Raw genomic sequence first — 25358 nt, 5'->3', positions numbered from 1 at the left:
TATTATAGCACCCTTTCTCGCCCCATATATTTAAGCAGTTTTTTGCTTGTCTTTTTCAGGTGTTAAACTCGCATCCAACACCAATTCATAGCTTCGGATAGAATCTACTTTATATCCTGGATTTTTAATTGAATCTACAAAAATCCAATCCGACTGCGCCTGCTTATCATCAAGTGTAACCATCAAATAACCACGCTGATTTAAATTACAATATGCCAATTCATCGATAAGCGTAGTAAATGCAAATTCAAACTGTTGTAGCTGAGCTAGTGGAATACTTAAATATTTTTCAAGCCCCGGGGAAGATACCGAACTTGTCGCCAGTTCAACACCAACATATTCGCCCTTTTGGCTATATAAGTAAGATGTCCACGCATTATGAGTATCACCCGCCAAAACAATAATTTTCTTATTAAACTCTGCCAATTTGCCATACAAAAACTCTCGCTCAGCATAGTAACCATCCCAAGCATCGAGGTTATAGGGAACTAAAGTTGTGACTCGCGCTTTTTCTTGAACGGTTAAAGTTGGATCACCTTGCTCTAATCGTAATTTTAATGTGACTAATTCTGTAATTTGCGCATTCATTTTAGCTAACGTATCCGGCGAAGTTCCGCCTGAAGTAATTTGCCCCAACGATGCCAACAACTCAGCTGGAATCCACATTTTACTCATTAAGACTTGCTGCCCAATCACATTCCATACTGCAGTTGAACTTTGTAAGACACCTACTATATTTTTCTCTTTACTACCCAATAACCACTCACGCTGAGTTTGCCCCATTAAGGTCCGTATTGGATTAGTTAAATCCGCTTGGAATTTTTCAATATCTAAGCCATTCGCTGTTATATATTTGCCATAATCCAACTGCTCGTCACGGGCAATAATACGAGTATCTAACATTATTAAATTAACAAGCCCCCCGAAATCAAACTGGCGATAAATTTTAGTGTGCTGATCATCGACAGGACGGATAGGCATCCATTCAAAATAAGCTTGTAAAGCCGCTAGCTTTCTTTCTAAAAACTTACCTTCATTCTTTGCTTTTCGTGTTTCTTCCGTATGATTCTCTGCACCTTCACGCCAAGTATCATTTGCCAACTCATGATCATCCCAAATTACAATAAAAGGATGACGCTCATGAACCGCCTGCAAATCTTTATCTTGACGATATAGCGCATAGCGTTTGCGATAATCATCTAATTTAATAATTTCTTTATTATTATCGGACGGTAAAGTACGACCCAGCTTTGCAGCATCTTCTGTCGCATAGCCATCAGCCCCATATTCATAAATATAGTCTCCCAAATGAATAACTACATCCACATTTTGCTTTGCTATTTCACGATAAACGTAAAAGTAACCCGCAGGATAGTTAGAGCAAGAACATACTGCAAAACTAACTTTATTAGTGCTTATAGGTAGCGTTTTAGTTTGCCCCACAGAGGAAATTTTATTACCAAAACGGAAACGATAATAATAAATGGTACCCGCTTGCAATCCTGTTGCATCTACTTTCACAGTGAAATCATCAGTCTTGGTCGTTTCAACCGTACCAGTCTTCAAATTCTGTTTAAACTGATTATCCGCAGCTATTTCCCAAGTAACTTTAAGACGCGCATTAAGATCTACTGGTGTTAATCGTGTCCACAAAATTACTCTATCTTGCAAAGGGTCGCCGCTGGCAACTCCATGTAAAAAATCTGCTTGTGTTTCTGAATTCTCCTCATCAGAACCATCATTACACCCTGTAAAAACTACAGGCAAAGATAGCGCCCCAAAACCGAACAGACTTTTTTGAATTAATTCTCGGCGTGAAATTTTCTCTGACATAAAATTACCTAAGTTTTAAGCAATGAGTGTCTTAAATTTAGGTAGATAAGATGAACAACTGATCTCAGTTTAATGAACAAATCATGACACAAATTGGTCAATTTATATAAATACCAACAAGAACTGATTGAAAATAAAGCAAACTCTCTGATTTTCTCTTGCCAATCGCGCACTTGTCCTCTATTATTGCGCACATGCCCGGGTGGTGAAATAGGTAGACACAGGGGATTTAAAATCCCCCGCCCACAAAGCGTGCCGGTTCGAGTCCGGCCCCGGGCACCATTTTCAAATATTGAATTTGGTGCTACAAAGAATCCAGCGTATGCTGGTTTTTTTATGCCTAATCAAAATGAATTTTATGATAAGAATATTATTACTCGTTTGCACTACCCTTTTTATAACAAAGGTTTACGCCACAGATCTTTTCTCTGGTACCCTTTCTTTCAAAGACAACAATTGGTATTTTTCACGTTGCTCTATTACCAAAGATGATTATTTAGTTAAAGCACCCGAACAGATAATAGATAAATTTAAAACGCTGGAACAAAAAAGAGAAACTTATTGGGTCAGTTTGTTAGCGGACGCAGATTATCAAGAGAATGGTGTTTTAGTTTTAAAAGTTAAAGAAATAGACGAAATACATTTAAAGGCATCTTGCCACTTGTTAGATGTATTTGAAGATATTGAAAATCGAGAGTAATCACCACTCTCGATTCATCACCAGCTCTTCCATTTCTAGATCTAAATATCCAGCTTCCTGTGCTACCATCATCATTGCTTCAGCAATATAGTCAGCAGCACTATCATCTAACGAAGAATCTAGATCTTCGAACTGAGGTTTCATTTCATTAATTTCAATCACAGTCTGATGAGCATATCGATAGATATCCTGCTCAGCTAAGGCAGGCTTCTGAACTTTTTTAGCAAATTGTTCAATGAGCTGCTTTAGTTCAGCGACCAAAATATCTGGATAATATTCATCATCAAACATCGGGAGAAGTAAGTCTTCGAACATACAAAAGTTTACACAACAGCAAAAACTTGCCGCTTATAACATATTTTCAAAAGAATAACGATATTTTTCCCTGACTCAATCATCTAGCTCATTAAATTAATGAGTTACTACCTGATTTTATAAAGCCTACTTTGCTAGGCTTGTATCATCGCCTTCCAAACTAGAATTGCATCAGTCATTGCTTTGACATCATGCGCTCTAACAATGCATGCTCCTTGCTGAATACTAAGCAAATGCCCCGCAACGCTTCCTACCGCACGCTGATCTGCAGTTGCACCCTTTAATGCTTCACCAATAAAACGTTTACGAGATAGGCCAGATAAAATCGGATAACCCATTTCACCAAGCTTCCAAAATTCTTTTAATAGTCTTAAATTTTGCTGCGCATTTTTTGCAAAACCAAACCCAGGATCAATAATAATATTATGTTTTTTCACGCCCGCATTTAAAGCTTCATTCACGCGCTGCTGGAGTTCCGCTATAACATCTAAGGTTACGTCCGTATATTGGTCTAACTGATTCATTGTAGTCGGCTCACCACGCATATGCATGATCACTACGGGTATATCCAGATCTGCTGCCGTTTTTAAAGCATTGGGACGAGTAAGCGCACGTACATCATTCCAAATATGTGCTCCTGCTTCTTTCGCTGCACGAATAACATCAGGCTGACTCGTATCAATTGATAGAACAATATTATGTTTAGCTAAAGCTTCAACTACGGGCACAACTCTTCGTATTTCTTCTTCTATGCTTACTTCAGATGCCCCTGGACGGGTAGACTCTCCACCAATATCAATAATGGTGGCACCTTGCTCTATCATGGCTAGCGCATGAGCAATCGCTTGATCTATTTGATTATGCTTTCCACCATCACTAAAAGAATCTGGTGTGACATTTAATATACCCATAACGTGAGGCTGTGATAGATCTAACTGAAGCTGTCCACACTGTAAAATTTGTTGAGGCAAAGGCATTAGTTGCATAAAAAGCTCCAGTTTAAAATCAGGCTGTATTTTAGCAACTATCATCTATGTATGGTGTTGATTTGTTTTCAGCTTTTAACAAAATCAAACCCATAAAAAAAGCCACATGACTGTGGCTTTTTTATTAACTAATTAGTTCATTGCTGGCAATGGTGGCGGTGTAGATGGACCATCTTTTGGTGGTTCAAATGCAGCCACTGGGTTTTCAGCAACATATACTTTAGGCGGTTGTGGCTCACGACCTTCCATAATGTCACGGATTTGATCACGATCAATTGTTTCCCATTCCATCAAAGCTTTTACCATCGCGTGTGCAATATCTTTATTACTTTCCAAGATATTACGTGCAACTTTGTATTGCTCATCAAGAATACGACGTACTTCCTCATCAACTAGCTGTTGAGTTGCTTCAGAAATCGTACGGCTTCCTACATTACCAAAGAAACCATTTTGGTTTTCATCCTCGTAAACCATTACACCCATTTTGTCAGACATACCGTACTTCGTAACCATTGCACGTGCCATTTTAGTAGCTCGCTCAAAGTCATTTGAAGCACCAGTAGATTGCTGTTGGATAAATACTTCTTCAGCAATACGACCACCAAACAAAATTGCAATTTCGTTTAGCATCTTGTCTTTATAGTGGCTAATTTGGTCTTGTTCAGGTAACTGCCAAGTTACACCTAAAGCCCAACCACGCGGCATAATCGTTACTTTATGAACAGGATCTGTACCCGGTAAAATCTCGGCAACAATCGCATGACCAGCTTCATGATAAGCCGTTGCACGACGCTCTTCTTCACGTAGAACCATCGATTTACGCTCTGGTCCCATGTAGATTTTGTCTTTTGCATCTTCAAAGTCATGCATGTCGACAGTGTTCTTATTACGACGTGCAGCAAATAATGCAGCTTCGTTAACAAGGTTTGCCAACTGTGCACCAGAGAAACCTGGAGTACCACGAGATAGAACTTTAACATCCACACCCGTAACTGAAGGTAATTTTTTCAAATGTACATTCAGAATCTGCTCACGACCACGAATGTCAGGTAAACCTACCATTACTTGACGGTCAAAACGACCTGGACGTAATAATGCTTTATCCAAGACATCAACACGGTTCGTCGCAGCAATTACGATCACACCTTCATTACCTTCAAAACCATCCATCTCTACAAGCATTTGGTTTAAGGTTTGTTCACGCTCATCATGACCACCACCTGTACCTGAACCACGATGACGTCCTACTGCATCAATCTCGTCAATAAAGATAATACAAGGCGCATGACGTTTAGCTTGCTCGAACATATCACGGACACGGGACGCACCCACACCCACGAACATTTCGACAAAGTCAGAACCTGAAATGCTGAAGAAAGGAACTTTAGCTTCACCAGCAATTGCTTTGGCTAATAACGTTTTACCAGTACCCGGAGGACCAACCATAAGTACGCCACGAGGAATAGTAGCGCCCAAACGTTTGAATTTTGCAGGGTCTTTTAAGAAATCTACAATTTCAACAACTTCTTGTTTTGCTTCATCACAACCAGCAACGTCAGAAAAATTGACTTTGATTTGATCTTCAGAAAGCATTTTTGCTTTCGACTTACCAAAACTCATCGGCCCATTTTTTCCGCCTGCACCACCACCCATGTTACGCATAAAGAACATGAATAACAGAATGATTAACAGTACAGGGAAACTAGCAATGAGAAGTTGCATCAAAATGCCTTGACGTTGAGGAGCTGTTCCCTCTACAACAACATTTTGCTTATTTAAGCTCGGCATAAGCTCAGTGTCTTCAACTTGCGGACGAACAGTTTCAAACTGTGATCCGTTAGTTTTTTCACCATTAATATTTAAACCGTCAATTGTGACTTGCTTAATTTGGCCAGCATTCACCGCTGCAACGAAATCTGAGTATTTCATCGCAGTAGGCTTATTGCGGTCACTGATATTACTGAAAATTAAAATCAGAACACCAAGTATTATTAGCCACAATACGGCATTCTTGAAGTAATCGCTCAAAGCTTTATTCCCATATCGATCTAATTTGATCATGCCCAATCTTGGCTGATCGTCATAAAAACAGCAACTGTATTGCTTGCGGATAACCTAAAAGTACAAAATGCACAATTTTTAGGAGCTTGGCAAGTAAACTTTATTGCAATGCTTTCTTACGCCCTTGTCCAACCAAAAAAACTTCTTTAGAGCGCGCCCGAGAAGCTGCTGGTTTTGCTGTCTTTAACACATCAAAACTATCAACCACTTGTTTACGAAACTCATCGAATCCTGCGCCTTGGAACACTTTAACCACAAACTGTCCATTAGGACCAAGAACCTTTTGAGCAAAATCTAAAGCCAGTTCACATAAGTAAATCTGTCTAGGTTGATCAACAGCCCTATTACCTGATGTATTGGGGGCCATATCAGAAATTACAATGTCTACTTGTCGCCCATTTAAAATATTTAACAATTTTTCAAATACAGCTTCTTCTCTAAAGTCGCCTTGTAAGAAAGTGACATCAGGCAAAGCATCCATGGGCAAAATATCGGAAGCAATCACTAAACCTTTGCTACCCACAAGTTTTCCAGCAATTTGAGACCAGCTACCAGGAGCTGCACCCAAATCGACTACCGTCATGCCTGGCTTGATCAACTTATATTTTTCTTGGATTTCAAGAAGTTTATATGCTGCTCGCGCACGATACCCTTCCTTTTGTGCTTTTTTTACAAAAGGATCGTCTAGATGTTCCCTCATCCACGCACGACTACTTTTCGACAATTTCTGGTTTGTAATGCGTGTTGCCATAACTCACTAAATATCAAAAAAACTTCTGATCGTTCATTGTACGTGAAAATTACTCTCATTACAGTACGGATGTAGCGTAATCTCACCAAGTTTTACAGTTTTTTTCCAATAATGTTGATCGATTATTTATACAGTTTTTCGTACATCTGAATTTAAGTTTTTTGCTATACTAAGTCGTTTTTAAAATCAGGTATTTTTAATGGCCGCTTTATCTATCCATGAACGTAAACGTTTACGTCAAATTGGTCATGTGCTTAATCCGGTTGTCATGATTGGTGGACAAGGCTTAACAGATGCTGTTATCGAAGAAACTCTTCGTGCTTTAAACGACCACGAACTTATCAAAGTTAAAGTTGCTGGTGAAGACCGTGAAGCACGTACTGCTGTAATTGATGCAATTGTAGAAGCGACTGGCGCAGAAGCTGTGCAAAAGATTGGTAAAATTGTTTTACTTTACAAAAAAGCAGCTAAGCAAAACCAGCATTTGTCTAATCTTGTTCGCCACGCTCATTTAGCAAACTAATTTGATTTGACAAACTATGGCAAGTTACGAACTTTCAGCTTTTGATCGTTTTCATGCTGTTTCTGTTGTTGGTGCAATTGAACAGCAAGCACCGCACACCTTAAATGTCGGTTTTTGGATTCGTGATCCAAATCAACTCATTGTCTGGCCCCAAGAAGTCACGGCTCATCCTCGTCAGGATTTTTTGTGGGAAGAAACTTGTTTCGAAATTTTTGTTGGCGTGCATGATGAAGATTATTATCGGGAAATTAACCTTTCCCCTTCTCAAGCATGGCAGTCTTATCAGTTTGAAGAATATCGCTATCCAGAAAGTATGCCTCCCCTTGCTGCTTACGATATCGAACTGAACCATCTCAAGCGTACTCATTATGGCTTAAATGTTAGTCTTGATTTGGGACAATTTATGCAACAGCAACGTTTGAAATGGGCAAACCTTTATTTAGGTTTAACTGCAGTTTTAAAAACCAAAGAAGGTATGCAGTACTATGCAATGCAGCATAGTGGAAAAAGTGCAGATTTCCATAATAAGCGTGACTGGTTACATCAGTTTTAAAAATAAAAAAGCGAGAAATTAATTCTCGCTTTTTTATAGCTGGGTAAAAGCTAAGATCATTAGTTATCTCGTGCTTTATTCCATGCTTCGACTGCATTGTTTTTAGTACGTTTAATGCTTTCACTTAAAGAATCTTTGTGCTTCAAAGAAATCTGGCTAATATCACCTTTAAGTTCTTTACTGACTTTCGTCAAATCTTCAATAAGTGCATTAATTTCTGCTTTCAAAGCATTTTTAAGTTCAGATAGTCCTTCTTGTGAAGTGCTAAACTGAGCTTTAATCACATCAAGACGTTGTAAAATATCTTGTTTAATTTGAATAAATTGATTTTGAATATTCTTGTTTAACTCATGAGTTTCAGCTTCAATTTTTTCTTGAGTTTCACTTAAAACTTCTTTGACCTGCTCTTGAGTTTCAGTGATAGCTTCTTTCACCTGAGTTTTCGCTTCTGTAGCAACTTCTTTAATCTGCTCAGTTTTCTCGGCAACACTTTCTTTTACTTGCGCAGTTTTAGCAGTTACCGTTCTTTTCGCTTTAGTTGTAGTAGCACCTACGGTTTCTTTCACTTCATTCACCTCAGCTTTTACTGAATCAACTACTGCTTGAGCTTTCTCGCTCACATCTTTTGAAACTTGATCATTACTCATGCTATTTCCTCATATTGTTTATTTTTTAACTAGCAATACAATAAATCCAGTTCTAAAAATTCAGCCAGCAAATTGTTAGACAATTTATCAAAAGTAACTGATTCGGATGAGCGGATAATTTTTTTGTAAAAATCAAGCAATGAATTATGTTTTTTAGCAGAAAATAAATAGACTTTTTGAGGTTCCATGCGTATAATGCGCTGTTAAGTTACAAGCGAGCAGACCGATAGGGAGGGGCATGTTTTATCACAACATCGCCTATCTTTTTTGGGTCTACTCGCTTTTTTACAGCCGAAATTCAGGAGCTTTGGTTTGAGCACCCCCGCCATTTTAGCCCTCGCAGATGGAACGATCTTTAAAGGAACGTCAATCGGCGCAACGGGAAGTACGACTGGAGAAGTCGTTTTTAACACAGCCATGACAGGCTATCAAGAAATTTTGACTGACCCAAGTTATGCACAACAAATTGTGACATTAACTTACCCACATATTGGAAACACTGGCTGCAACGCGGAAGACGTTGAATCTGGTCGTATCCATAAAGTATGGGCGAATGGTTTAATTATTCGTGACCTTCCACTACTACACAGCAACTTCCGTGCTGAACAGTCATTGAGTGAATATCTGCAAGCGCACAACGTTGTTGCAATCGCGGATATTGATACACGTAAATTAACACGTATTTTGCGTGACAAAGGTGCACAAAATGGTTGCATCCTTGCTGGCGAAAATATTACTGAAGAAGAAGCAATTGCCAAAGCTCGCGCTTTTGGTGGCTTAAACGGTTTAGACCTTGCAAAAGAATGTTGCGATCCAACTGGTTTTGAATGGTCTGAAGGTTCATGGACTCTAGGCCAAGGCTTCTCTCAACCTGAATTAAAATATCATGTAGTTGCATACGATTACGGTGTCAAAACCAACATCTTGCGTATGCTTGCAGACCGCGGTTGCAAATTAACCGTTGTACCTGCAGAAACTCCGGCTGAAAAAGTATTGGCACTTAATCCGGATGGCGTATTCCTTTCAAATGGCCCTGGCGATCCAGCTGCTTGTGATTATGCAATCGAAGCTGTAAAAACTATTGTTGAAACCACAACATTACCTGTATTTGGTATCTGCTTAGGCCACCAAATCTTGGCACTCGCTTCTGGTGCAAAAACTGTAAAAATGAACCATGGTCACCACGGTGCTAACCATCCTGTACAAAATCTTGAAGATGGTACAGTGATGATTACTTCACAAAACCATGGTTTCGCTGTAGATGCTGAAACTTTACCGGCTAACTTAAAAGCAACGCATAAATCATTGTTCGATGGCACCTTACAAGGGATTCACCGTACAGATAAACCAGCTTTCAGCTTCCAAGGTCACCCTGAAGCAAGCCCAGGCCCACATGATTGTGCCCCATTGTTCGATCACTTCATCGAACTTATCGAAGCATCTAAACAGTAATTAAGGAGCGAATAATGCCTAAACGTACGGATATTAAAAGCATCTTAATTATTGGTGCTGGCCCGATTGTGATTGGTCAGGCATGTGAGTTTGACTACTCAGGTGCTCAAGCGTGTAAAGCGCTTCGTGAAGAAGGCTACCGTGTTATTTTGGTTAACTCTAACCCAGCAACCATTATGACAGACCCTTCAATGGCTGATGCAACTTATATTGAGCCAATTACTTGGCAAACAGTTGCACAGATTATTGAAAAAGAACGTCCAGATGCAGTATTACCAACTATGGGTGGCCAGACTGCGTTGAACTGTGCACTTGCACTTGATGAGCACGGCGTTCTTGAAAAATATAATGTTGAATTAATTGGTGCAACTAAAGACGCAATTGAGAAAGCCGAAGACCGTAAACTCTTCGATATCGCTATGCGTAAAATTGGCTTGGAATGTCCAAAAGCTGCCATTGCTGAAACAATGGAAGAAGCTTTAGAAATTCAGTCACGCTTTGGTTTCCCGGTAATTATCCGTCCATCATTCACAATGGGTGGTTCGGGTGGTGGTATCGCATATAACCGCGAAGAATTCCTTGAGATTTGTGAACGTGGTTTTGACCTCTCTCCTACTCACCAGTTATTGATTGATGAATCTTTAATTGGTTGGAAAGAATACGAAATGGAAGTTGTTCGTGACAAAAACGACAACTGTATTATCGTATGTGCGATCGAAAACTTTGACCCAATGGGCGTACACACTGGTGACTCAATCACTGTAGCACCAGCTCAGACATTAACTGACAAAGAATACCAATTGATGCGTAACGCTTCGGTTGCAGTTCTTCGTGAAATTGGTGTTGAGACAGGCGGTTCTAACGTTCAGTTCGGTATTAACCCGAAAGACGGCCGTATGGTTGTTATCGAGATGAACCCTCGTGTATCTCGTTCATCTGCGCTTGCTTCTAAAGCAACAGGTTTCCCGATTGCTAAAATCGCAGCAAAACTTGCTGTTGGTTATACCCTTGATGAATTGAAAAATGACATCACTGGTGGCGTAACTCCTGCAAGCTTCGAACCATCTATTGACTATGTTGTAACGAAGATTCCTCGTTTTAACTTCGAGAAATTCCCGCAAGCTGAACCAGTTCTTACTACTCAGATGAAATCTGTTGGTGAAGTGATGGCTATTGGCCGTAACTTCCAAGAATCTGTACAAAAAGCATTACGTGGTCTTGAAGTTGGTGTAAGCGGTTTTGATGAAAAAATCGAAGCTGGTGCAACAAATGCAAAAGAAATTATTCTAAAAGAACTTAAAGTTCCAGGTCCTGAGCGTATCTGGTACGTAGCGGACGCTTTCCGTCATGGTTTCTCTTTAGATGAAGTTTTTGAAGCGACTAAGATTGACCGTTGGTTCCTTATCCAAATTCAAGATATCGTTAAAACTGAAGCTCAAGTGAAAACTTTAGGTTTTGGTGACTTAAACGCTGACAACATCCGTTCGTTCAAGCGTAAAGGTTTATCTGACCTTCGTATTGCTCACCTTATGGGCATTTCACAAAAGCAATTCCGTAAACAACGTTGGAACTTGGGTGTTTATCCAGTTTACAAACGCGTTGATACATGTGCAGCAGAGTTTGAATCTGGTACTGCATACATGTATTCAACTTACGATGAAGAATGTGAAGCAAATCCATCAAACCGTGACAAGATCATGGTGATTGGTGGTGGTCCAAACCGTATTGGTCAAGGTATCGAATTTGACTACTGCTGTGTACACGCTGCATTAGCTATGCGTGAAGACGGTTACGAAACAATCATGGTGAACTGTAACCCTGAAACTGTTTCTACCGACTATGACACGTCTGACCGTCTATACTTTGAGCCTGTAACACTTGAAGATGTACTTGAAATCGTACGTACAGAGAAGCCTAAAGGCGTAATCGTACAGTATGGTGGCCAAACTCCGCTTAAATTGGCACGTGCTTTAGAAGAAGCAGGTACTCCAATTATCGGTACATCACCAGATGCGATTGATCGTGCTGAAGACCGTGAACGTTTCCAACAAATGATCCAACGTTTACAGCTTCGTCAACCAAACAACAGCATTGTAAAATCTGCTGAAGAAGGTATCTCTGAAGCTGCAAAAGTAGGTTATCCGCTTGTTGTTCGCCCATCTTATGTATTAGGTGGTCGTGCAATGGAAATCGTATATAACGAAGAAGAACTTAAACGTTACCTTCGTGAAGCAGTTCAGGCATCTAATGAGGCCCCTGTTCTTCTTGACCGTTTCCTAGATGACGCAACTGAAGTTGATGTTGACTGTGTATCTGACGGTAAAGACGTTGTGATCGGCGGTATCATGCAGCATATTGAACAAGCTGGTATTCACTCAGGTGACTCTGCATGTTCGATTCCTCCTTATTCTTTATCTAAAGAAATTCAGGATGAAATGCGTCGTCAAACGATTGCGATGGCAAAAGAACTTGGCGTTGTTGGCTTGATGAACGTTCAGTTCGCTGTAAAAGGTGACGATATTTACGTTCTAGAAGTTAACCCACGTGCTTCACGTACAGTTCCATTCGTATCTAAGTGTATTGGTGATTCTTTAGCGAAAGTTGCTGCGCGTTGTATGGCAGGTCAATCTCTTGAGTCTCAAGGATTTACTAAAGAAATCATTCCAACTCACTTTGCTGTGAAGGAAGCCGTTTTCCCATTCGCTAAATTCCAAGGCGTAGACCCTATGCTTGGACCTGAGATGAAATCTACAGGTGAAGTGATGGGCGTAGGTAAAACATTTGGTGAAGCATTCTATAAAGCTGTTTTAGGCTCGAATGAACGCTTACCTGGTTTACCAACTGAAGGCGAAGTAAAACATGCTTTCTTATCAGTACGTGAATCTGACAAGAAATACATCGCCGATATCGCTAAGAAATTAGTTGAATATGGCTTCAAGCTTGTTGCAACAGGTGGTACTTACCAAGTGCTTAAAGAAGCAGGTTTAGAATGCGAATCTGTAAATAAAGTTACTGAAGGTCGTCCACATATTGTTGACCGCTTGAAAAATGGTGAAATACACCTTATTGTCAATACCACTGAAGGTAAACAGGCTCAATATGACTCTGCAATGATTCGTCGTGCTGCCCTACAAGGCAAAGTGTACTACACAACGACTATCAATGGCGCAGAAGCTGTTTGCCAAGCCTTTGCTGTGAAATTGCCAATGGATGTATACCGCTTGCAAGATTTAACTGTAGGTTAATTTTTTACCGATAAGTCCCGTCACCTTATCGGTGGCGGGATTTTTTCATTTTTTTAACTGTGTTTTCTCAACTTAAGAGGGACCGAAATGCAACGTTATCCAATGACCCCTGAAGGTAAAATCGCCTTAGAGAAAGAATTACAACATCTGAAATCTGTTGAACGTCCACGTATTACTCAAGCAATTGCTGAGGCACGTGAACATGGGGACTTAAAAGAAAATGCAGAATACCATGCTGCTCGTGAACAGCAAGGTTTCTGTGAAGGACGCATCCAAGATATCGAAGGAAAATTGGGTGCTTCACAAGTCATCGATGTTAAGGACTTAGAACAAAACGGTCGTGTTGTATTCGGTGTTACGGTAACGATTGAAAACCTTGATACTGAAGAACGCAAGACTTATAAAATTGTTGGTGATGATGAAGCTGATTTTAAAATCAATAAAATCTCAGTGAACTCACCAATCGCACGTGGCCTTTTGAGCAAGAGTGAAGGCGATGAAGTAAAAATCGTTACTCCTCAAGGCGAAGTGGAATATGAAATCGTAAGTGTAGAATATCTTTAATTTATAAATAGATATACTTAAACTATAAAACCCCTCAGTTGAGGGGTTTTTTATATTTCAGACAAATATTAAAAAAATTCACTAGGCATTTTTTAGAAAGCCTGATGCAAAGATTTTAAAAGCATTTAATGCTTCAGGGAGTACCTGTTCAGGATATTCACTAGAGGCTACCCATAATGCGGCATTCATGGCGGCGCCATTTAAAAGCACTGCCGCCGCTTCTGAGTCTACAATTTTAATTCGATCCGTTGCTAATAGTTGTTCAACGCACCTACGGGTAGACTGCAAGCATCTGTTTTGACTAGGCCAATGCGCTGGATCACCTAGCACTGCAGGTCCGTCACGCAACACAATACGCTGAAACTCAGGATTCAAAGCATTTTGAATATAGGTCTGCCCTTCAAGTAACAATCCTTCCCAAAGATCATCAGGCTGCTCTAAATGCTGCTGGGCATATTCTGCCATTTGTGAATCAATTTGATCGACCACTGCAGCAAATAAACCACGCTTATCACCAAAATGATGGTAAAGCGCCCCACGAGTCAACCCTGCTTCTGCCGTGAGTTTATCCATTGAAGTATCTGCATAACCATATTCAGCAAATGCACGACGTGCTACTTCAATTAGTTTCTTGCGGGTTTCCGCCATCTTTTGTTCACGAACAGACATGTCTTTCACCAGCTAATCATCACAAAAAATTTTAATTGACATACGGTTCGTATGTCAATTATGTTTACATACGAACCGTATGTGAAACCTGAGCGACATTTACTGATTGGTATTTAAATACTGATGGAGAACAAAACTGATGAGAACTGCAATATTTCCTAAAGACCGCCATGCCTTATATGAACAGCATGGTTATTCAGCCGCAATTCAATCGAAAGATTTACTCTTTGTTTCAGGGCAGGTTGGTAGCCTTGAAGATGGCTCACCTGTACCTGATTTTGAAAAACAGGTAATACAAGCTTTTAAAAACTTAGCAGAGACACTGAAAGCAGCTGGTTGCACTTTCGATGATATTATTGATGTCACCACCTTTCATACTGATCCTGAACGGCAGTTTGAAAGCATTATGAAAGTTAAAAATCAAATCTTTACACAAAATCCTTATCCCAACTGGACCGCTGTGGGTGTAACTTGGTTAGCTGGTTTTGATTTTGAGATTAAAGTTATTGCACGTATTCCTCATAATAATTAATTCAAATTAGCACGTACTTTAGATTCATTGGCTGAGCTGAGATTATTGGTTCAGCTTGAATCGCAATTCGGTATAATGGTGTATTCCCTTTTTTATATCTCCCTTATGGCTGAAAAGTTAATTAACTCCCCTGTTCGTCATTGGTGCGAATTTGAGCTTATTTCCAAAACTGTGAAAAATCCAAATATCCATGTTAAAGGAAATTATTCTTATTATTCAGCTTATTGGGATCAAGGCTTTGAACGTTGTGTTGTACGTTATTTACATGACAAAGCTTCAACGCCAGAGAAACCGATTGACCAACTTTATATTGGCAATTTTGTTTGTTTTGGCGCTGAGTGTGTGATCATGATGGGTGGCAATCAACTTCATAGGCCAGATTGGATTTCGACTTTCCCTTTTGATACCCGAAGTTTTTTAGCGGCTGGTGACACTATAATTGCAGATGGTTGCTGGATTGGAAGCCGTGCAATGATTATGCAAGGTGTAAAACTTGGTGAAGGCGCAGTGGTCGCAACCGGAGCTGTAGTCACTAAAGATGTGCCCCCCTATGCAATTGTAGGTGGAGTACCTGCGAAAATTATTAAATATCGCTTTCCTCAAGAACAAATTGACAAACTACTTGCTTTAAAACTTTATGATTTAGATGAGAAGCAAATTTTGAAAATACGTGAATATCTTCAAACTGACGATATTGATGCTTTATCTACACATATAGAAAATTTGCGCAATTTATAAAAATTTATCTACAAAATTTGTCGTTATAAAATCACAAATGATTACGTGCTTGAATTTAAATCGTCAAAAAATAGGTATAAAGTATTAATAAATAAGCATCATTACAATAAGGAAAATACTCATGTTATATCAACATATTCTAGTACCAATTGATGGTTCTGAAACTTCTATGGTCGCCATGAAAGAGGCCATTAAACTGGGAAAAGCATTAAATAGCAAAATTACAGTTGTACAAGTGATGGCACTTGATCCTTTTATTGCTGATGTCTACGTAAAAACTGGTCAAACTAATGATTTGATTGAACGCACAAGAACTTATTTACTCGATATTTTAGAACACGCAAAACAAGAGTTTGCCAATGAAGGCATTACCGTTGAGACTAAACTGCTGGAAGGTTTTGTCGTTCATGAGGAAATCATTCAGGCTGCCCAAGACTTAAATGCAGATTTGATTGTAATGGGCTCTCATGGGCGCACGGGGGTACGAAAACTCGTTTTAGGGAGTGTGGCACAAAAAGTTTTAGGGGAAAGCCATATTCCCGTGTTAATTGTTCGATAATTTTCAATATTGCCTATCTTGTTAATCTTAATAATTTAGGCAATTTTTGATAAATAAACTTTTTTCAATAGATTTAAGGCTGCCAAGCAAACTGCTTTAAGTCAACTTTACCATTTAACAAATAAACACCTTCAGCTTCCAATTTTAATTGCTGAATATTTTCACCTTTTTCATTAAATTTACTTAGGCTAATTTTTCCTTGAGAATTAATCACACGATACCAAGGAACTTGATGATCAGTTTCAAGATGTTTTAAAACATAGCCTACTAATCTCGCATGTTTTGGTAATCCTGCCATACGAGCCACTTGTCCATACGTTGCAACTTTTCCGTAAGGAATCAAAGCAATGACTTCTAAAATTTGCCGATGTAGTTCATACTGAGTTGTCAAAGTGGACTCCATAAAAATTGACATAATTCATATCATATAAAAATTTTTTGAATAAAACTAAATGCAATCCAAGGTGGGCTTGAGGGAAATCTGCATGAAAAAAACATTACTGGTAGTTACTGGGACTTTACTTTGCGTGTCCTGTACAACACGTCCCCCTCTTCCTTTAGGAGAAGCACCTAAAGTCTCCACAGATGGCCGCCCTATTATTCCAGTCACTTTTGTTTTTACAACTAATTCTCCAGAAGCAACAAAGTTTGATAATTATCAACAGATGCGTAAGGAAATTAAGATATTAAATAGATACTATGTGGATGATAAAAATAATAAAATTTTTAAATTTAAATTACATCGTTATATTCCTTATGAAGAGTTTTCAAAATTACATTGTGATTTAAAACAACAGATTAATCAGCCCTACCCAATTACGATTGAAACTATTCCTGCCAGTGTAAATACGTGTTTTCCAAAACGAACTGCAAGTAAAGAAGTGATTGTTTTTATTTATGATGCCTATTCAACGAAATGGAAATTTGAAGATGTAACGAGTAGAGCCTTTCGTAATAATGGCAAACCCTTTATTTTATTAGACTGGAACCGCCTCAATTATAATATTCAGGCTGGTAGCGTGCATGAAATGGGACATGTGTTTGGTCTAAAACATGTTTGTGCGCCAAAAGCTACAAAACGTACTCCAACCAACATCATGGCAAGCGCTGAATGTAAATTAGGCAGTGGTGGCTTAAGAAATTTAGGATTTACGCCGGTACAACTTCAAACGATTTTATCAACGTACAAACAATATCCCTAAAATTTAATTTCAATATATGCTCCTAAGTTATCTTGGGTAGCGATGTAATTTTCAGGGGTCAGTAAAGATGTCATGTAGGTACTCGCCTTGAAGAAATCTTCAGCATTGACTGGATAAGGCTGCCAAAATGTTTTCAAATTATTGGCATAAATTGGATAAAGGCGAAGTAAGTCTTTTGACAAATCTAACCTTGCTATACAGCCAAATGGTAAAGCATTGTGTTTTGCATATTCACCATTGCTATTAAACACAGCATTGCCAATACCAAACACGACTGGCTTTTGGTTGATGATCTGGACAGGTTGAATAGTATGGGCACCATGGCCAATGATCAGGTCAGCGCCAGCTTGGATTAGAATGGTAGCAAGCTTACTCTGTTCTTTTGTAATTGGCTTAAAGTCGACACCCCAATGGCAAATAACAATAATTTTATGTTCAGGATGAATCAGTCTATAGCGACCTATTTGTTCAAGCAAAACACCATTTAAACACGCGACCCCACTCTTATGACCTAAAGCATAAAAATCATAATCGAGATAGGCAGTGTCTCTGTGCCAGTATCCGTTAAAAATAGCATAACGCTTATTTTCAAAAGAGAGTTGAAAGTAGTTATGAGCATCTTTTTGGTTTACACCTGCCCCGATATAAGAAATGTTAGCTTGATCCAACTGTTGTAATGTATAGGTCAGCCCACGATCCCCATAATCTTTTAGATGGTTATTTGCCAACACCACATGATGAAGGTGAATATTTTTGAATTCTGCTAATGTTTTTTCAGAATCAGCTTTAAGAATAAATGGCTTTTTATGACCTAAAGGAGATTGGTTTTCTAAAGAAAATACCGCTTCAAAATTAGCAATATTTAAGTCATGTTCACCTAAAAAAGCTTTTATTTTTTTAAAAGAATAGTCATATCCATACTGTTGCAGAGCATCTATTTGCCCTCTAGCCTTACGTTTTTCAGTGTAGATTTCCCCAAAGTAGGTATCCCCTAAAATGTTAATAATGCCACTTGGAGCAGAGCAAACTTTAGGTTGTACGTTCTGTGCTTGAAAACAATGATAGTAAGGAACCAGGTGCTCAGCACGACGAATATCATCTAAAAATGAAAAGAAACCAATCGCTTGGTTTTCTTCAAAGAACGTGAGATAAATTTTTCTAAAAGAATTTGTAAGATATAAGACCTCTACTACATTCTGTGCCATTAATGATGTCGAAGGAAGATAAGACTTTCCTTGAAAATTCAGCTCTTTTATAAAGAAGAGTTTTTTTATTTCATTGGAATAGCTATAAATTTTTCTGAGCAATAAAAACAAATGCTTTAACTGATTTTGGGCACCTGCATTTTTTAGGGTTAAGTTATAGGTAGCGGCTCTTTTAGAGAAAATTAAAGATGCTTGCTCATTTGTGCCACAGAGCATCCTAATAAAAGCATCTTTTACATCTGCTGCTTGAGTAAAAATTAAGAACTGCAATAACTCGGTAAATGTATACTTTTCAGATGCTTTTAAACCTAAATTTTGCTGCCCAATGTACTTACTCATATTTTGTGGCACAACATAGACGTCTTGAGCCAGTACACTTTTTTGCTGAAATTGTTCTAATGCATAGTCGATCAGCAATAACGTGGAGATGTCATCGTCAAATTCGAATTGCCATATAGCTTCATCAAAATTTGTAGTATCGATATGAGCTAATAGTTTGATCTCAACGGGTTGATACTTCATGGCTCATATCCCTTGTAATCTTTTACGTAAGCGATATAACCTGATAAGTTATGCTCTTGGTCATCAATACGTACTCGAAAACGATCATGACGAATATAAAATGCATGTAAAATTTTATCTGGTCGCGCCATATACATAGCCATTTCCGGATAAAAAAAACCTGTCGTTTGAAAATCAGCTCTAAACTCAATTAATTTTTGAAGCTCATGCATATAAGCTTGCTCAAAAAGTGCTGTGCGCCCCTGCTCTTTTAAACGGTTCACCATTTTATAAGCAGCCATTAACATTTCTAATAAAGTCGCATACGTTGTTTTTCGGTTACGAATAAAAATAAAGTGTTTTAAATAATTATTTAAACCAAAAATAAAATATTTATCTTCAGGGCATATTTTTGTAAGCTCATTGGTACAATAACTTAACCAATGATCATGATATTTTTCATATCTATTTTCAATAAAATATTCAAACATTAATTTAACAGTTTCTAATAATTTTTTATCCTGATTAATTTGATATAACCTTAATAAAGCTAAAGCAGCTTCACCATCATAATAAATAATTCTGAATTTTTCTTTTAAGTCATAATCTGGATAATTTAATACGTGAGTTGTTGAGCCATTTGAATTTACTAATTTTAAAATACCATTTGCTAATTTCTCTGCATATTTTTGATAATCAGTTTTTTGAGTAATTTCTTGATATTTAGTGAACATTAAAATAGCAGCCGCATTGGCTCCTAATTTAATTTCAAACTCCCCTTCTTTACCATCAATCATAAAAGCAGTTTCTGAATCTTTTTCTTTATAAAAGTTGGTCAGTGCATATTGGATAGCAGCATGTATTTTGGGCCAATATTCTGGCTTACTCTGCACTTCAAATGTTTCTAGCAATGCATACACTGAAGTACAGTGGCGTACCGTATTGTAGTTACGAATATTGCGATCATAGGCAGAAAAATAGCCATAGATAAATTTGCCATTTTCTTGAATTTGATCATGCAAAAATGCCGAATTTTTTTCAATTAACGACTGAAAATGCTGTTTCTTATTGCTCGAAATCGCCCTAATACCATTCGCATCATAACCGCTCGCTAAATTAATGAATTGCCCATTTTCATAAAATGCTGCGTAGGTATCAAAAGTCCAAATGTCTTGTAGCTCTTGTAGTTTAATCTGTGGTTTAGTAGCGTTATATTTTTGCTTAATTGCATAATTCAGATTTGTTTCATCAAAAAAGTTGGGTTTGTCATAGCTCAAACCTCGTATAATTGCCTTTCCATAAATCTCTTGCTCAAGAAAAGCTACTGAACACTTTTCATCAAACCCAATACCTTTACGGTAGTGGTTATTGTGAAATTGATGATGGACTTGCTGCTCTACTACTTTCCAAGCTTGTTTCGTTAAATTATATGCAACATCAATTTTTATATAATCAACAAGTGACTCATGTGCAAACTGGTCATTAATGAAAGCTAATAATTGTATTTTTGCTTGAGAAAAGTTTGTTTTCTCACTATGCCATACGTTACATCTTTGGTCTTTAGGCCCATAAGATATAAATAAAATTGTTTCATCCTGAAAAGCGGAAGCATGTGGAGCGATATGTTCTAACCAAAGGTTCAGTTGTCTTTGGAAGTTTAAAAAAGCCGTCACTCGAAATCAGTCCCTATCCGTTATTTGTTGTTCTATAAAGTTTTCAATCCATCATAACATGAACATGTGAAACGCTAAGTGAACGTATTGTTTAGACGAAAAAAAAGAGCCCGAAGGCCCTTTTTCTATAAGTCGATTGTTAGATTAGAAAATGATTTGACCATTATTGATCAAGTCATTCAATGTCACAGGACCTGTAAGGTTAGTCAATTGAAGCAATGGCGTTTCAGTGTAAGTACCTTCGATGAGTAATCCGCCATCACGGTCTACGCTGATTGTCGCAGTTTGAGTACCAGCATCATAACTTACTGTCACATATTGACCGATTGTTAAGTTAGTTTGAGAACCAATTAACAAGTTACTTAAGTCAATCTTATCAGCTTGATCATCTGTTGCAGTATCACCTACATGGAAGTCAGTCCATACATCTACACCACCACCTGTTGTGTTACCACCAGTTGCATCAGTGACACTTGCAGCTGTTAATGTGTTGTAGATCAAGGTATCAGAGCCATTACCGAGAGCAAATGTATCATTTGTCGCAGTACTTACCGCAAGGCTATTCAACTCTTGACTCAAGTTAATCGTCAATGTAGAGGCATATTCACTACCATCAATCACTGAAACCAACTTGTAATCAATCACATCAACAGTCGCATTTGCCGCGCTATCTAATGGTTTATAGAAGTAAGAACCATCATTGTATAGATACAATGTGCCTTCACCTGTATTCACTCCTTGACCAGCAGCTAGCTCATAAGTGCCAGTTGTTGAGTTCATTACATAGAGCTGAGTACCTTCTACCACATCATTAGTAAGAACGTTGCCAGTAATCCAGTCTGTTTGACCATCTGGTGTGTATTGGTCTAGATGAGTCGCTGTAGTTGTTACTACAGAATCTAGAGTTACTACACCTAATGAAAGCACACTTGATAAACTGAATACAACTCGATAAGTACCTGCTGTTAAATGAGGAACATCTGCCGAGAATGCCGGAGCACCCAAAACACCTGCTAATGCTGTTGCAGAACCAGAGTATGCTGTATCTACCCATGTTCCACCAACGAACTGCTGAATTGTATATCCAGTTGTTGGGAAAGCAGAAAGACTCAACGTTGCAGTGTAATTTAACTGTACATGTACATCGCTTACTGTATTAGCAGCAATCACAAACTGGTCTGAGGTTACAGTACTACTGAGCACAGGAAGTGGAATTGGGAAACCGACTAAGTTACCAATGGTCACATTACCACTTAACACGTCTACAGCAGGATCTACCACTGGTTCCATACTGATTGTTGCATCATCTGTATCAGGTGTTACTGATGGCGTTGGAAGAGTAGCATCTGCCGAAGGATCTGCTGTATTCCAAGTGACATCAACATCTGGCGAACCAACTTGAACATGTAATGTCGCGGTATCAGTTCTGCCAGTCACTGGATCTGTGACTGTGTAAGTGAAGCTATCAACTTTACCTACATTCGCCATATCCGCAGTTGCCTGATAACTATAAGTACCATCTGCATTAATAGTCAGAGTTCCGTATACCCCAATAACCGTTGCTGGAGTACCCGCTACAACTGTAGTTGTATTACCATTTTCAGCTGTAACAGCAGTTACTACTGAAGTTGTCGTAATGTAGTCCGGCACATAGTTTGTACCGTAAACCGCAGAGTTATCATCAGCAAGTACATTACCAGTTACAGGGTCAACAACCAGTACAGGCGGTTGAGTGATATCACCGTGATTCAGTGTGATATCCGCAGTAACACTACCTAGAGCTGTAAGTAATGTGTTGCTTTCCATGAACAACTCATAAGTACCGGCACTTAAGTTATCAATCTTGAATTGAACTTCGGAACCAAAGATACCTAACAAGTCAATTACGCCAGTATCAGAACTATCCGCAACTACAGTACGAGTGCCATCTGGATTTACTCGTGTTAATACCACATGTAAACCGTCGACAACCGTAGCAACCGAACCAAAGTTCACTGCAATGATGGCGTCAGTCAGATTACCTGGATCAACTGTAAATGTCGCTGTACCTTCTCTAGAACCGATAACAATTCCACCTACACCGAGTAACCAGTTATAGCTGATCGCATTATCAAGTACCTCAGTTGTTACAGGATAAACCATGTCTATTTCAGCCGAAGCAACGTTATCCATTGCATCTACTGGAAGCGGGCTAGTAATTACAGCTGGTTGAGATGGATCTGCATCGTTCCAAGTCATATCTACACTGTTACTATCGAGACGAACGTAAAGTGTTGCCTCAGAAGTGTTGCCTGTTACAGGATCAAGCAAGGTGTAGGTAAATTGATCTACCTGACCTAGGTTTGCTCCGTCTACAGTTGGAGTATAGATGTAGTTACCATCTTGGTCGATCACCAATGTACCGTATGTACCGGTGATTGTTGCACCAGCAACTGGATCAACCGCAACACCATTCACTTGAGAAATCACAGCACTGCTGCTTGCTGCATCAACTTCACCAGTGAGACTTGCATCTTTGATGACATTACCAGAGATCGGTTCAACAGAGTAACCTGCCACGATGTATGGATTATAGACATCCATCGTACCAGTTAATGTTCCGCCTAAACCTACACCGACTAAACCTTCATATCCAATGAATGCACGGTACTGACCAGCATCCAATCCTTCAAGAACAGCTGTTGGCGTACCACCGATAAGTGATAGATCAATGAGTGATGCTTCTGGGTTAGTACCACCAATCGATACCCATTCACCTGTTGCTTCATCAAATTTCTGAACAACAATCGCATAATCGCTGAGTAAATCTGCTGTGATTATGGCATCGAATGTGAACGTTGCTGTACCTTCACGGTTCGGATCAACAGTAAATTCAATTGCTTCATCAGCGAGTAATTGTAAATCCAGACCAGCTAACGATACAGCTACAAGATAATTCGCACTACCTAACGCTACATCATCAGCAACAAGCAATGGCTCTGGATTAATTTCTGCGGTTACAACATTATCCACCGCGTTCACAGAGCTCAATTGAATATTGAGATTTGCTTGAGCCGTATCACCAGTTACAGGATCAGTTAATGTGTAGACAAATACATCTGTTTGACCTACGCCTGCTGCACTTGCAGTAGGAGTATAAGTGTATGTACCGTCTGGATCGATTACCAAAGTACCATACAACCCGTTGATCACAGTATCTACCGCTGTAACAGGCTGACCATTTACCGCTGTAACTACAGTCGTAGGAGTTACGATGTCTATTTCACCACTGGTATTGATATCAGTAATAACATTACCATCGGCAACTTCGGTGTAGTATCCACCTACTTGTGTTGTGTCATAAACATCCATTGTGCCTGTTAAGGTGCCAAGTAAACCAATACCTAGAAGACCGTTATAAGTCATAAATGCACGGTATTGACCTTCTTCTAACCCATCAATCACTACACCAGGTGTTGAACCTAGTAAAGTAAGATCAAGAATATCCGCTTGGCCACCACCATAAATCGCAGTCCATTGACCTGTTGCTGTATCAAATTTCTGAACAACTAGAGAGTAATCAGATAATGCATCCACTCCAATTAAAGCACTATAAGTAAAGGTCGCATTGCCTTCTTGACCAGCACCCACTGTAAAGCCAATTGACTCTGATCCTAACTGCAAATCAAGTCCAGCAAGCGATACAAGTGCTAGATATGTGTTGCTTCCTAGTGCTGCATCATCTTGTACAAGCAATGGTTGAGGAGCAAGTACAGCTGTATCAGTGTTATCAAAGGCCAAGATACTGGAAGAACTAATCGTTACCGTACCATTTGCCGGATTCGATATGTTACCTGCCACATCTGTTGCGGTTACGCTCACTGTGTGTGGACCATCTGCGAGTGTTGGCAAAGTATTGTCTGCAAGCGTCCAAGTACCATCGCCATTGTTAGTCGCTGGATAATCCACACCATCCACAGTCACGACAACTGTTGCAGTAGGATCATCGATCGTACCGGTCAATGGAGGCGTATCATCATTAGTAGTTACATCTGTGAAACCAACCACTGGTGCAACAAGATCAACGATAAAGCCATCTGTACCGTCAAGTACATCGCCTGTACCCAAGTTACCAGCAAGGTCTGTATATGTACTATCAGCAACACTAATGCTTGGTGCTGTGCCTGTGCCGTCCGGTGTGAACACCGCTGTCCAGGTGATATTGTCAGTTGTAACCAACGCACTCAATGTACCACCAATAAGTGTGATATCACTTGCATCAAAGCCTGTTACTGCCTCACTGAACGTGAAGCTAATGTTCGCTGTTTCACCTGCCGCAAGAGCTAGATCATCAGTAGTAATTGCAAGTGTTGGTGGAACAATGTCTACAACAAAACCGTCTGTACCATCAAGTACATCACCTGTACCCAAGTTACCTGCAAGGTCTGTGTAAGTATTATCAGCAACACTAATGCTTGGTGCTGTGCCTGTGCCGTCCGGTGTGAACACCGCTGTCCAGGTGATGTTGTCAGTCGTAGTCAGGCCAGTCAATGTACCGCCTACAACCGTGATGTCGCTTGCATCAAAGCCTGCTACTGCCTCACTGAACGTGAAGCTAATGTTCGCTGTTTCACCTGCCGCAAGAGCTAGATCATCAGTAGTAATTGCAA

General features: G+C 39.2%; 22 protein-coding genes and 1 tRNA gene. 11 read left to right on the top strand and 12 right to left on the bottom strand.

Going from position 1 to position 25358, the window contains the following annotated elements:
* Positions 1-30 precede the first annotated feature (30 nt).
* A complete protein-coding gene (locus tag KTJ10_RS16880; RefSeq protein WP_262442485.1) occupies positions 31-1833 on the bottom strand; it encodes an alkaline phosphatase D family protein in 1803 nt (600 codons plus the stop codon).
* A gap of 196 nt (positions 1834-2029) precedes the next feature.
* Between KTJ10_RS16880 and KTJ10_RS16875 the strand changes: the two genes are divergently transcribed.
* Together KTJ10_RS16875 and KTJ10_RS16870 are read left to right on the top strand one after the other, a co-directional pair.
* Positions 2030-2115 (top strand) — tRNA-Leu (locus KTJ10_RS16875).
* 76 nt (positions 2116-2191) lie between these two features.
* The gene (locus KTJ10_RS16870; protein WP_199962073.1) at positions 2192-2533 is read left to right on the top strand and encodes a hypothetical protein; all 342 of its coding nucleotides are present in this window, start codon (positions 2192-2194) and stop codon (positions 2531-2533) included.
* Here the strand turns inward: KTJ10_RS16870 and KTJ10_RS16865 are convergent, their stop codons facing one another.
* The 4 genes from KTJ10_RS16865 to rlmE all read right to left on the bottom strand — a co-directional run bounded on the left by KTJ10_RS16865 (position 2534) and on the right by rlmE (position 6646).
* The gene (locus KTJ10_RS16865) at positions 2534-2848 is read right to left on the bottom strand and encodes a DUF5713 family protein (protein WP_005067609.1); all 315 of its coding nucleotides are present in this window, start codon (positions 2846-2848) and stop codon (positions 2534-2536) included.
* A 134-nt stretch (positions 2849-2982) separates the two neighbouring features.
* Positions 2983-3834, bottom strand: a complete 852-nt coding sequence (folP, locus tag KTJ10_RS16860) for a dihydropteroate synthase (protein ID WP_262442484.1) — start codon at positions 3832-3834, stop codon at positions 2983-2985.
* A gap of 132 nt (positions 3835-3966) precedes the next feature.
* Positions 3967-5862 (bottom strand): ATP-dependent zinc metalloprotease FtsH, encoded by a 1896-nt coding sequence (gene ftsH / locus KTJ10_RS16855; RefSeq protein WP_033848050.1) that lies wholly within the window; start codon positions 5860-5862, stop codon positions 3967-3969.
* A 133-nt stretch (positions 5863-5995) separates the two neighbouring features.
* Positions 5996-6646 (bottom strand): 23S rRNA (uridine(2552)-2'-O)-methyltransferase RlmE, encoded by a 651-nt coding sequence (rlmE, locus tag KTJ10_RS16850; RefSeq protein ID WP_000235573.1) that lies wholly within the window; start codon positions 6644-6646, stop codon positions 5996-5998.
* A gap of 199 nt (positions 6647-6845) precedes the next feature.
* Here rlmE and yhbY point away from each other — a divergent pair, with 199 nt between their 5' ends.
* On the top strand, positions 6846-7169 hold the full coding sequence (gene yhbY / locus KTJ10_RS16845) for a ribosome assembly RNA-binding protein YhbY (protein ID WP_002115576.1): 324 nt from the start codon (positions 6846-6848) through the stop codon (positions 7167-7169).
* A 16-nt stretch (positions 7170-7185) separates the two neighbouring features.
* Positions 7186-7722: a DOMON-like domain-containing protein gene (locus KTJ10_RS16840; RefSeq protein WP_130173308.1), complete on the top strand. Its 537-nt coding sequence runs from the start codon at positions 7186-7188 to the stop codon at positions 7720-7722.
* A 59-nt stretch (positions 7723-7781) separates the two neighbouring features.
* Here the strand turns inward: KTJ10_RS16840 and KTJ10_RS16835 are convergent, their stop codons facing one another.
* Together KTJ10_RS16835 and KTJ10_RS16830 are read right to left on the bottom strand one after the other, a co-directional pair.
* Positions 7782-8369, bottom strand: coding sequence for an apolipoprotein A1/A4/E family protein (locus tag KTJ10_RS16835; protein ID WP_262442483.1), 588 nt, complete (start codon positions 8367-8369; stop codon positions 7782-7784).
* Positions 8370-8398: 29 nt separating this feature from the next.
* Positions 8399-8557 carry a hypothetical protein gene (locus KTJ10_RS16830; RefSeq protein WP_002115567.1) on the bottom strand — a complete coding sequence of 53 codons (159 nt, stop codon included), beginning with the start codon at positions 8555-8557 and terminating at the stop codon, positions 8399-8401.
* Between the two features lie 124 nt (positions 8558-8681).
* Here KTJ10_RS16830 and carA point away from each other — a divergent pair, with 124 nt between their 5' ends.
* The 3 genes from carA to greA all read left to right on the top strand — a co-directional run bounded on the left by carA (position 8682) and on the right by greA (position 13630).
* Positions 8682-9821 (top strand): glutamine-hydrolyzing carbamoyl-phosphate synthase small subunit, encoded by a 1140-nt coding sequence (gene carA / locus KTJ10_RS16825; RefSeq protein WP_016146221.1) that lies wholly within the window; start codon positions 8682-8684, stop codon positions 9819-9821.
* A 14-nt stretch (positions 9822-9835) separates the two neighbouring features.
* Entirely contained in the window at positions 9836-13066 is a 3231-nt protein-coding gene (gene carB / locus KTJ10_RS16820) for a carbamoyl-phosphate synthase large subunit (RefSeq protein ID WP_005067595.1), read from the top strand.
* A gap of 87 nt (positions 13067-13153) precedes the next feature.
* Positions 13154-13630, top strand: a complete 477-nt coding sequence (gene greA / locus KTJ10_RS16815; protein WP_002115570.1) for a transcription elongation factor GreA — start codon at positions 13154-13156, stop codon at positions 13628-13630.
* 81 nt (positions 13631-13711) lie between these two features.
* Here the strand turns inward: greA and KTJ10_RS16810 are convergent, their stop codons facing one another.
* The gene (locus KTJ10_RS16810) at positions 13712-14299 is read right to left on the bottom strand and encodes a TetR/AcrR family transcriptional regulator (RefSeq protein ID WP_262442482.1); all 588 of its coding nucleotides are present in this window, start codon (positions 14297-14299) and stop codon (positions 13712-13714) included.
* 139 nt (positions 14300-14438) lie between these two features.
* On the opposite strand from KTJ10_RS16810, the gene KTJ10_RS16805 reads away from it, so the two are divergent.
* From KTJ10_RS16805 to KTJ10_RS16795, 3 genes are all read left to right on the top strand, one after another.
* Positions 14439-14831 carry a RidA family protein gene (locus KTJ10_RS16805; protein ID WP_081309553.1) on the top strand — a complete coding sequence of 131 codons (393 nt, stop codon included), beginning with the start codon at positions 14439-14441 and terminating at the stop codon, positions 14829-14831.
* A gap of 105 nt (positions 14832-14936) precedes the next feature.
* Complete coding sequence (locus KTJ10_RS16800) at positions 14937-15569, top strand: CatB-related O-acetyltransferase (RefSeq protein WP_262442481.1); 633 nt, start codon at positions 14937-14939, stop codon at positions 15567-15569.
* Positions 15570-15690: 121 nt separating this feature from the next.
* A complete protein-coding gene (locus tag KTJ10_RS16795) occupies positions 15691-16128 on the top strand; it encodes a universal stress protein (RefSeq protein ID WP_060464906.1) in 438 nt (145 codons plus the stop codon).
* 73 nt (positions 16129-16201) lie between these two features.
* Here KTJ10_RS16795 and KTJ10_RS16790 read toward each other — a convergent pair whose 3' ends face one another.
* Complete coding sequence (locus KTJ10_RS16790) at positions 16202-16531, bottom strand: MGMT family protein (protein ID WP_086264497.1); 330 nt, start codon at positions 16529-16531, stop codon at positions 16202-16204.
* Positions 16532-16613: 82 nt separating this feature from the next.
* Here KTJ10_RS16790 and KTJ10_RS16785 point away from each other — a divergent pair, with 82 nt between their 5' ends.
* Positions 16614-17330, top strand: a complete 717-nt coding sequence (locus tag KTJ10_RS16785) for a metalloprotease (RefSeq protein WP_033848001.1) — start codon at positions 16614-16616, stop codon at positions 17328-17330.
* On the opposite strand, the gene KTJ10_RS16780 is transcribed toward KTJ10_RS16785, so the two are convergent.
* The 3 genes from KTJ10_RS16780 to KTJ10_RS16770 all read right to left on the bottom strand — a co-directional run.
* Positions 17327-19057 (bottom strand): CapA family protein, encoded by a 1731-nt coding sequence (locus KTJ10_RS16780; protein WP_262442480.1) that lies wholly within the window; start codon positions 19055-19057, stop codon positions 17327-17329. The genes KTJ10_RS16785 and KTJ10_RS16780 overlap by 4 nt on opposite strands.
* Positions 19054-20709 carry a poly alpha-glucosyltransferase gene (locus tag KTJ10_RS16775; protein WP_262442479.1) on the bottom strand — a complete coding sequence of 552 codons (1656 nt, stop codon included), beginning with the start codon at positions 20707-20709 and terminating at the stop codon, positions 19054-19056. Before KTJ10_RS16775 ends, KTJ10_RS16780 begins: the two co-directional genes overlap by 4 nt.
* Positions 20710-20853: 144 nt before the next feature.
* On the bottom strand, positions 20854-25358 hold a 4505-nt coding region (locus tag KTJ10_RS16770; protein WP_316249919.1), incomplete at its 5' end, for a BapA/Bap/LapF family large adhesin.

The sequence above is a fragment of the Acinetobacter sp. WU_MDCI_Abxc222 genome (assembly GCF_025514755.1).
GTDB classification, from domain to species: Bacteria; Pseudomonadota; Gammaproteobacteria; order Pseudomonadales; family Moraxellaceae; genus Acinetobacter; species Acinetobacter geminorum.
Note: the sequence above shows the minus strand (reverse complement) of the source record. Positions and strands in the feature narration are given on the sequence as shown.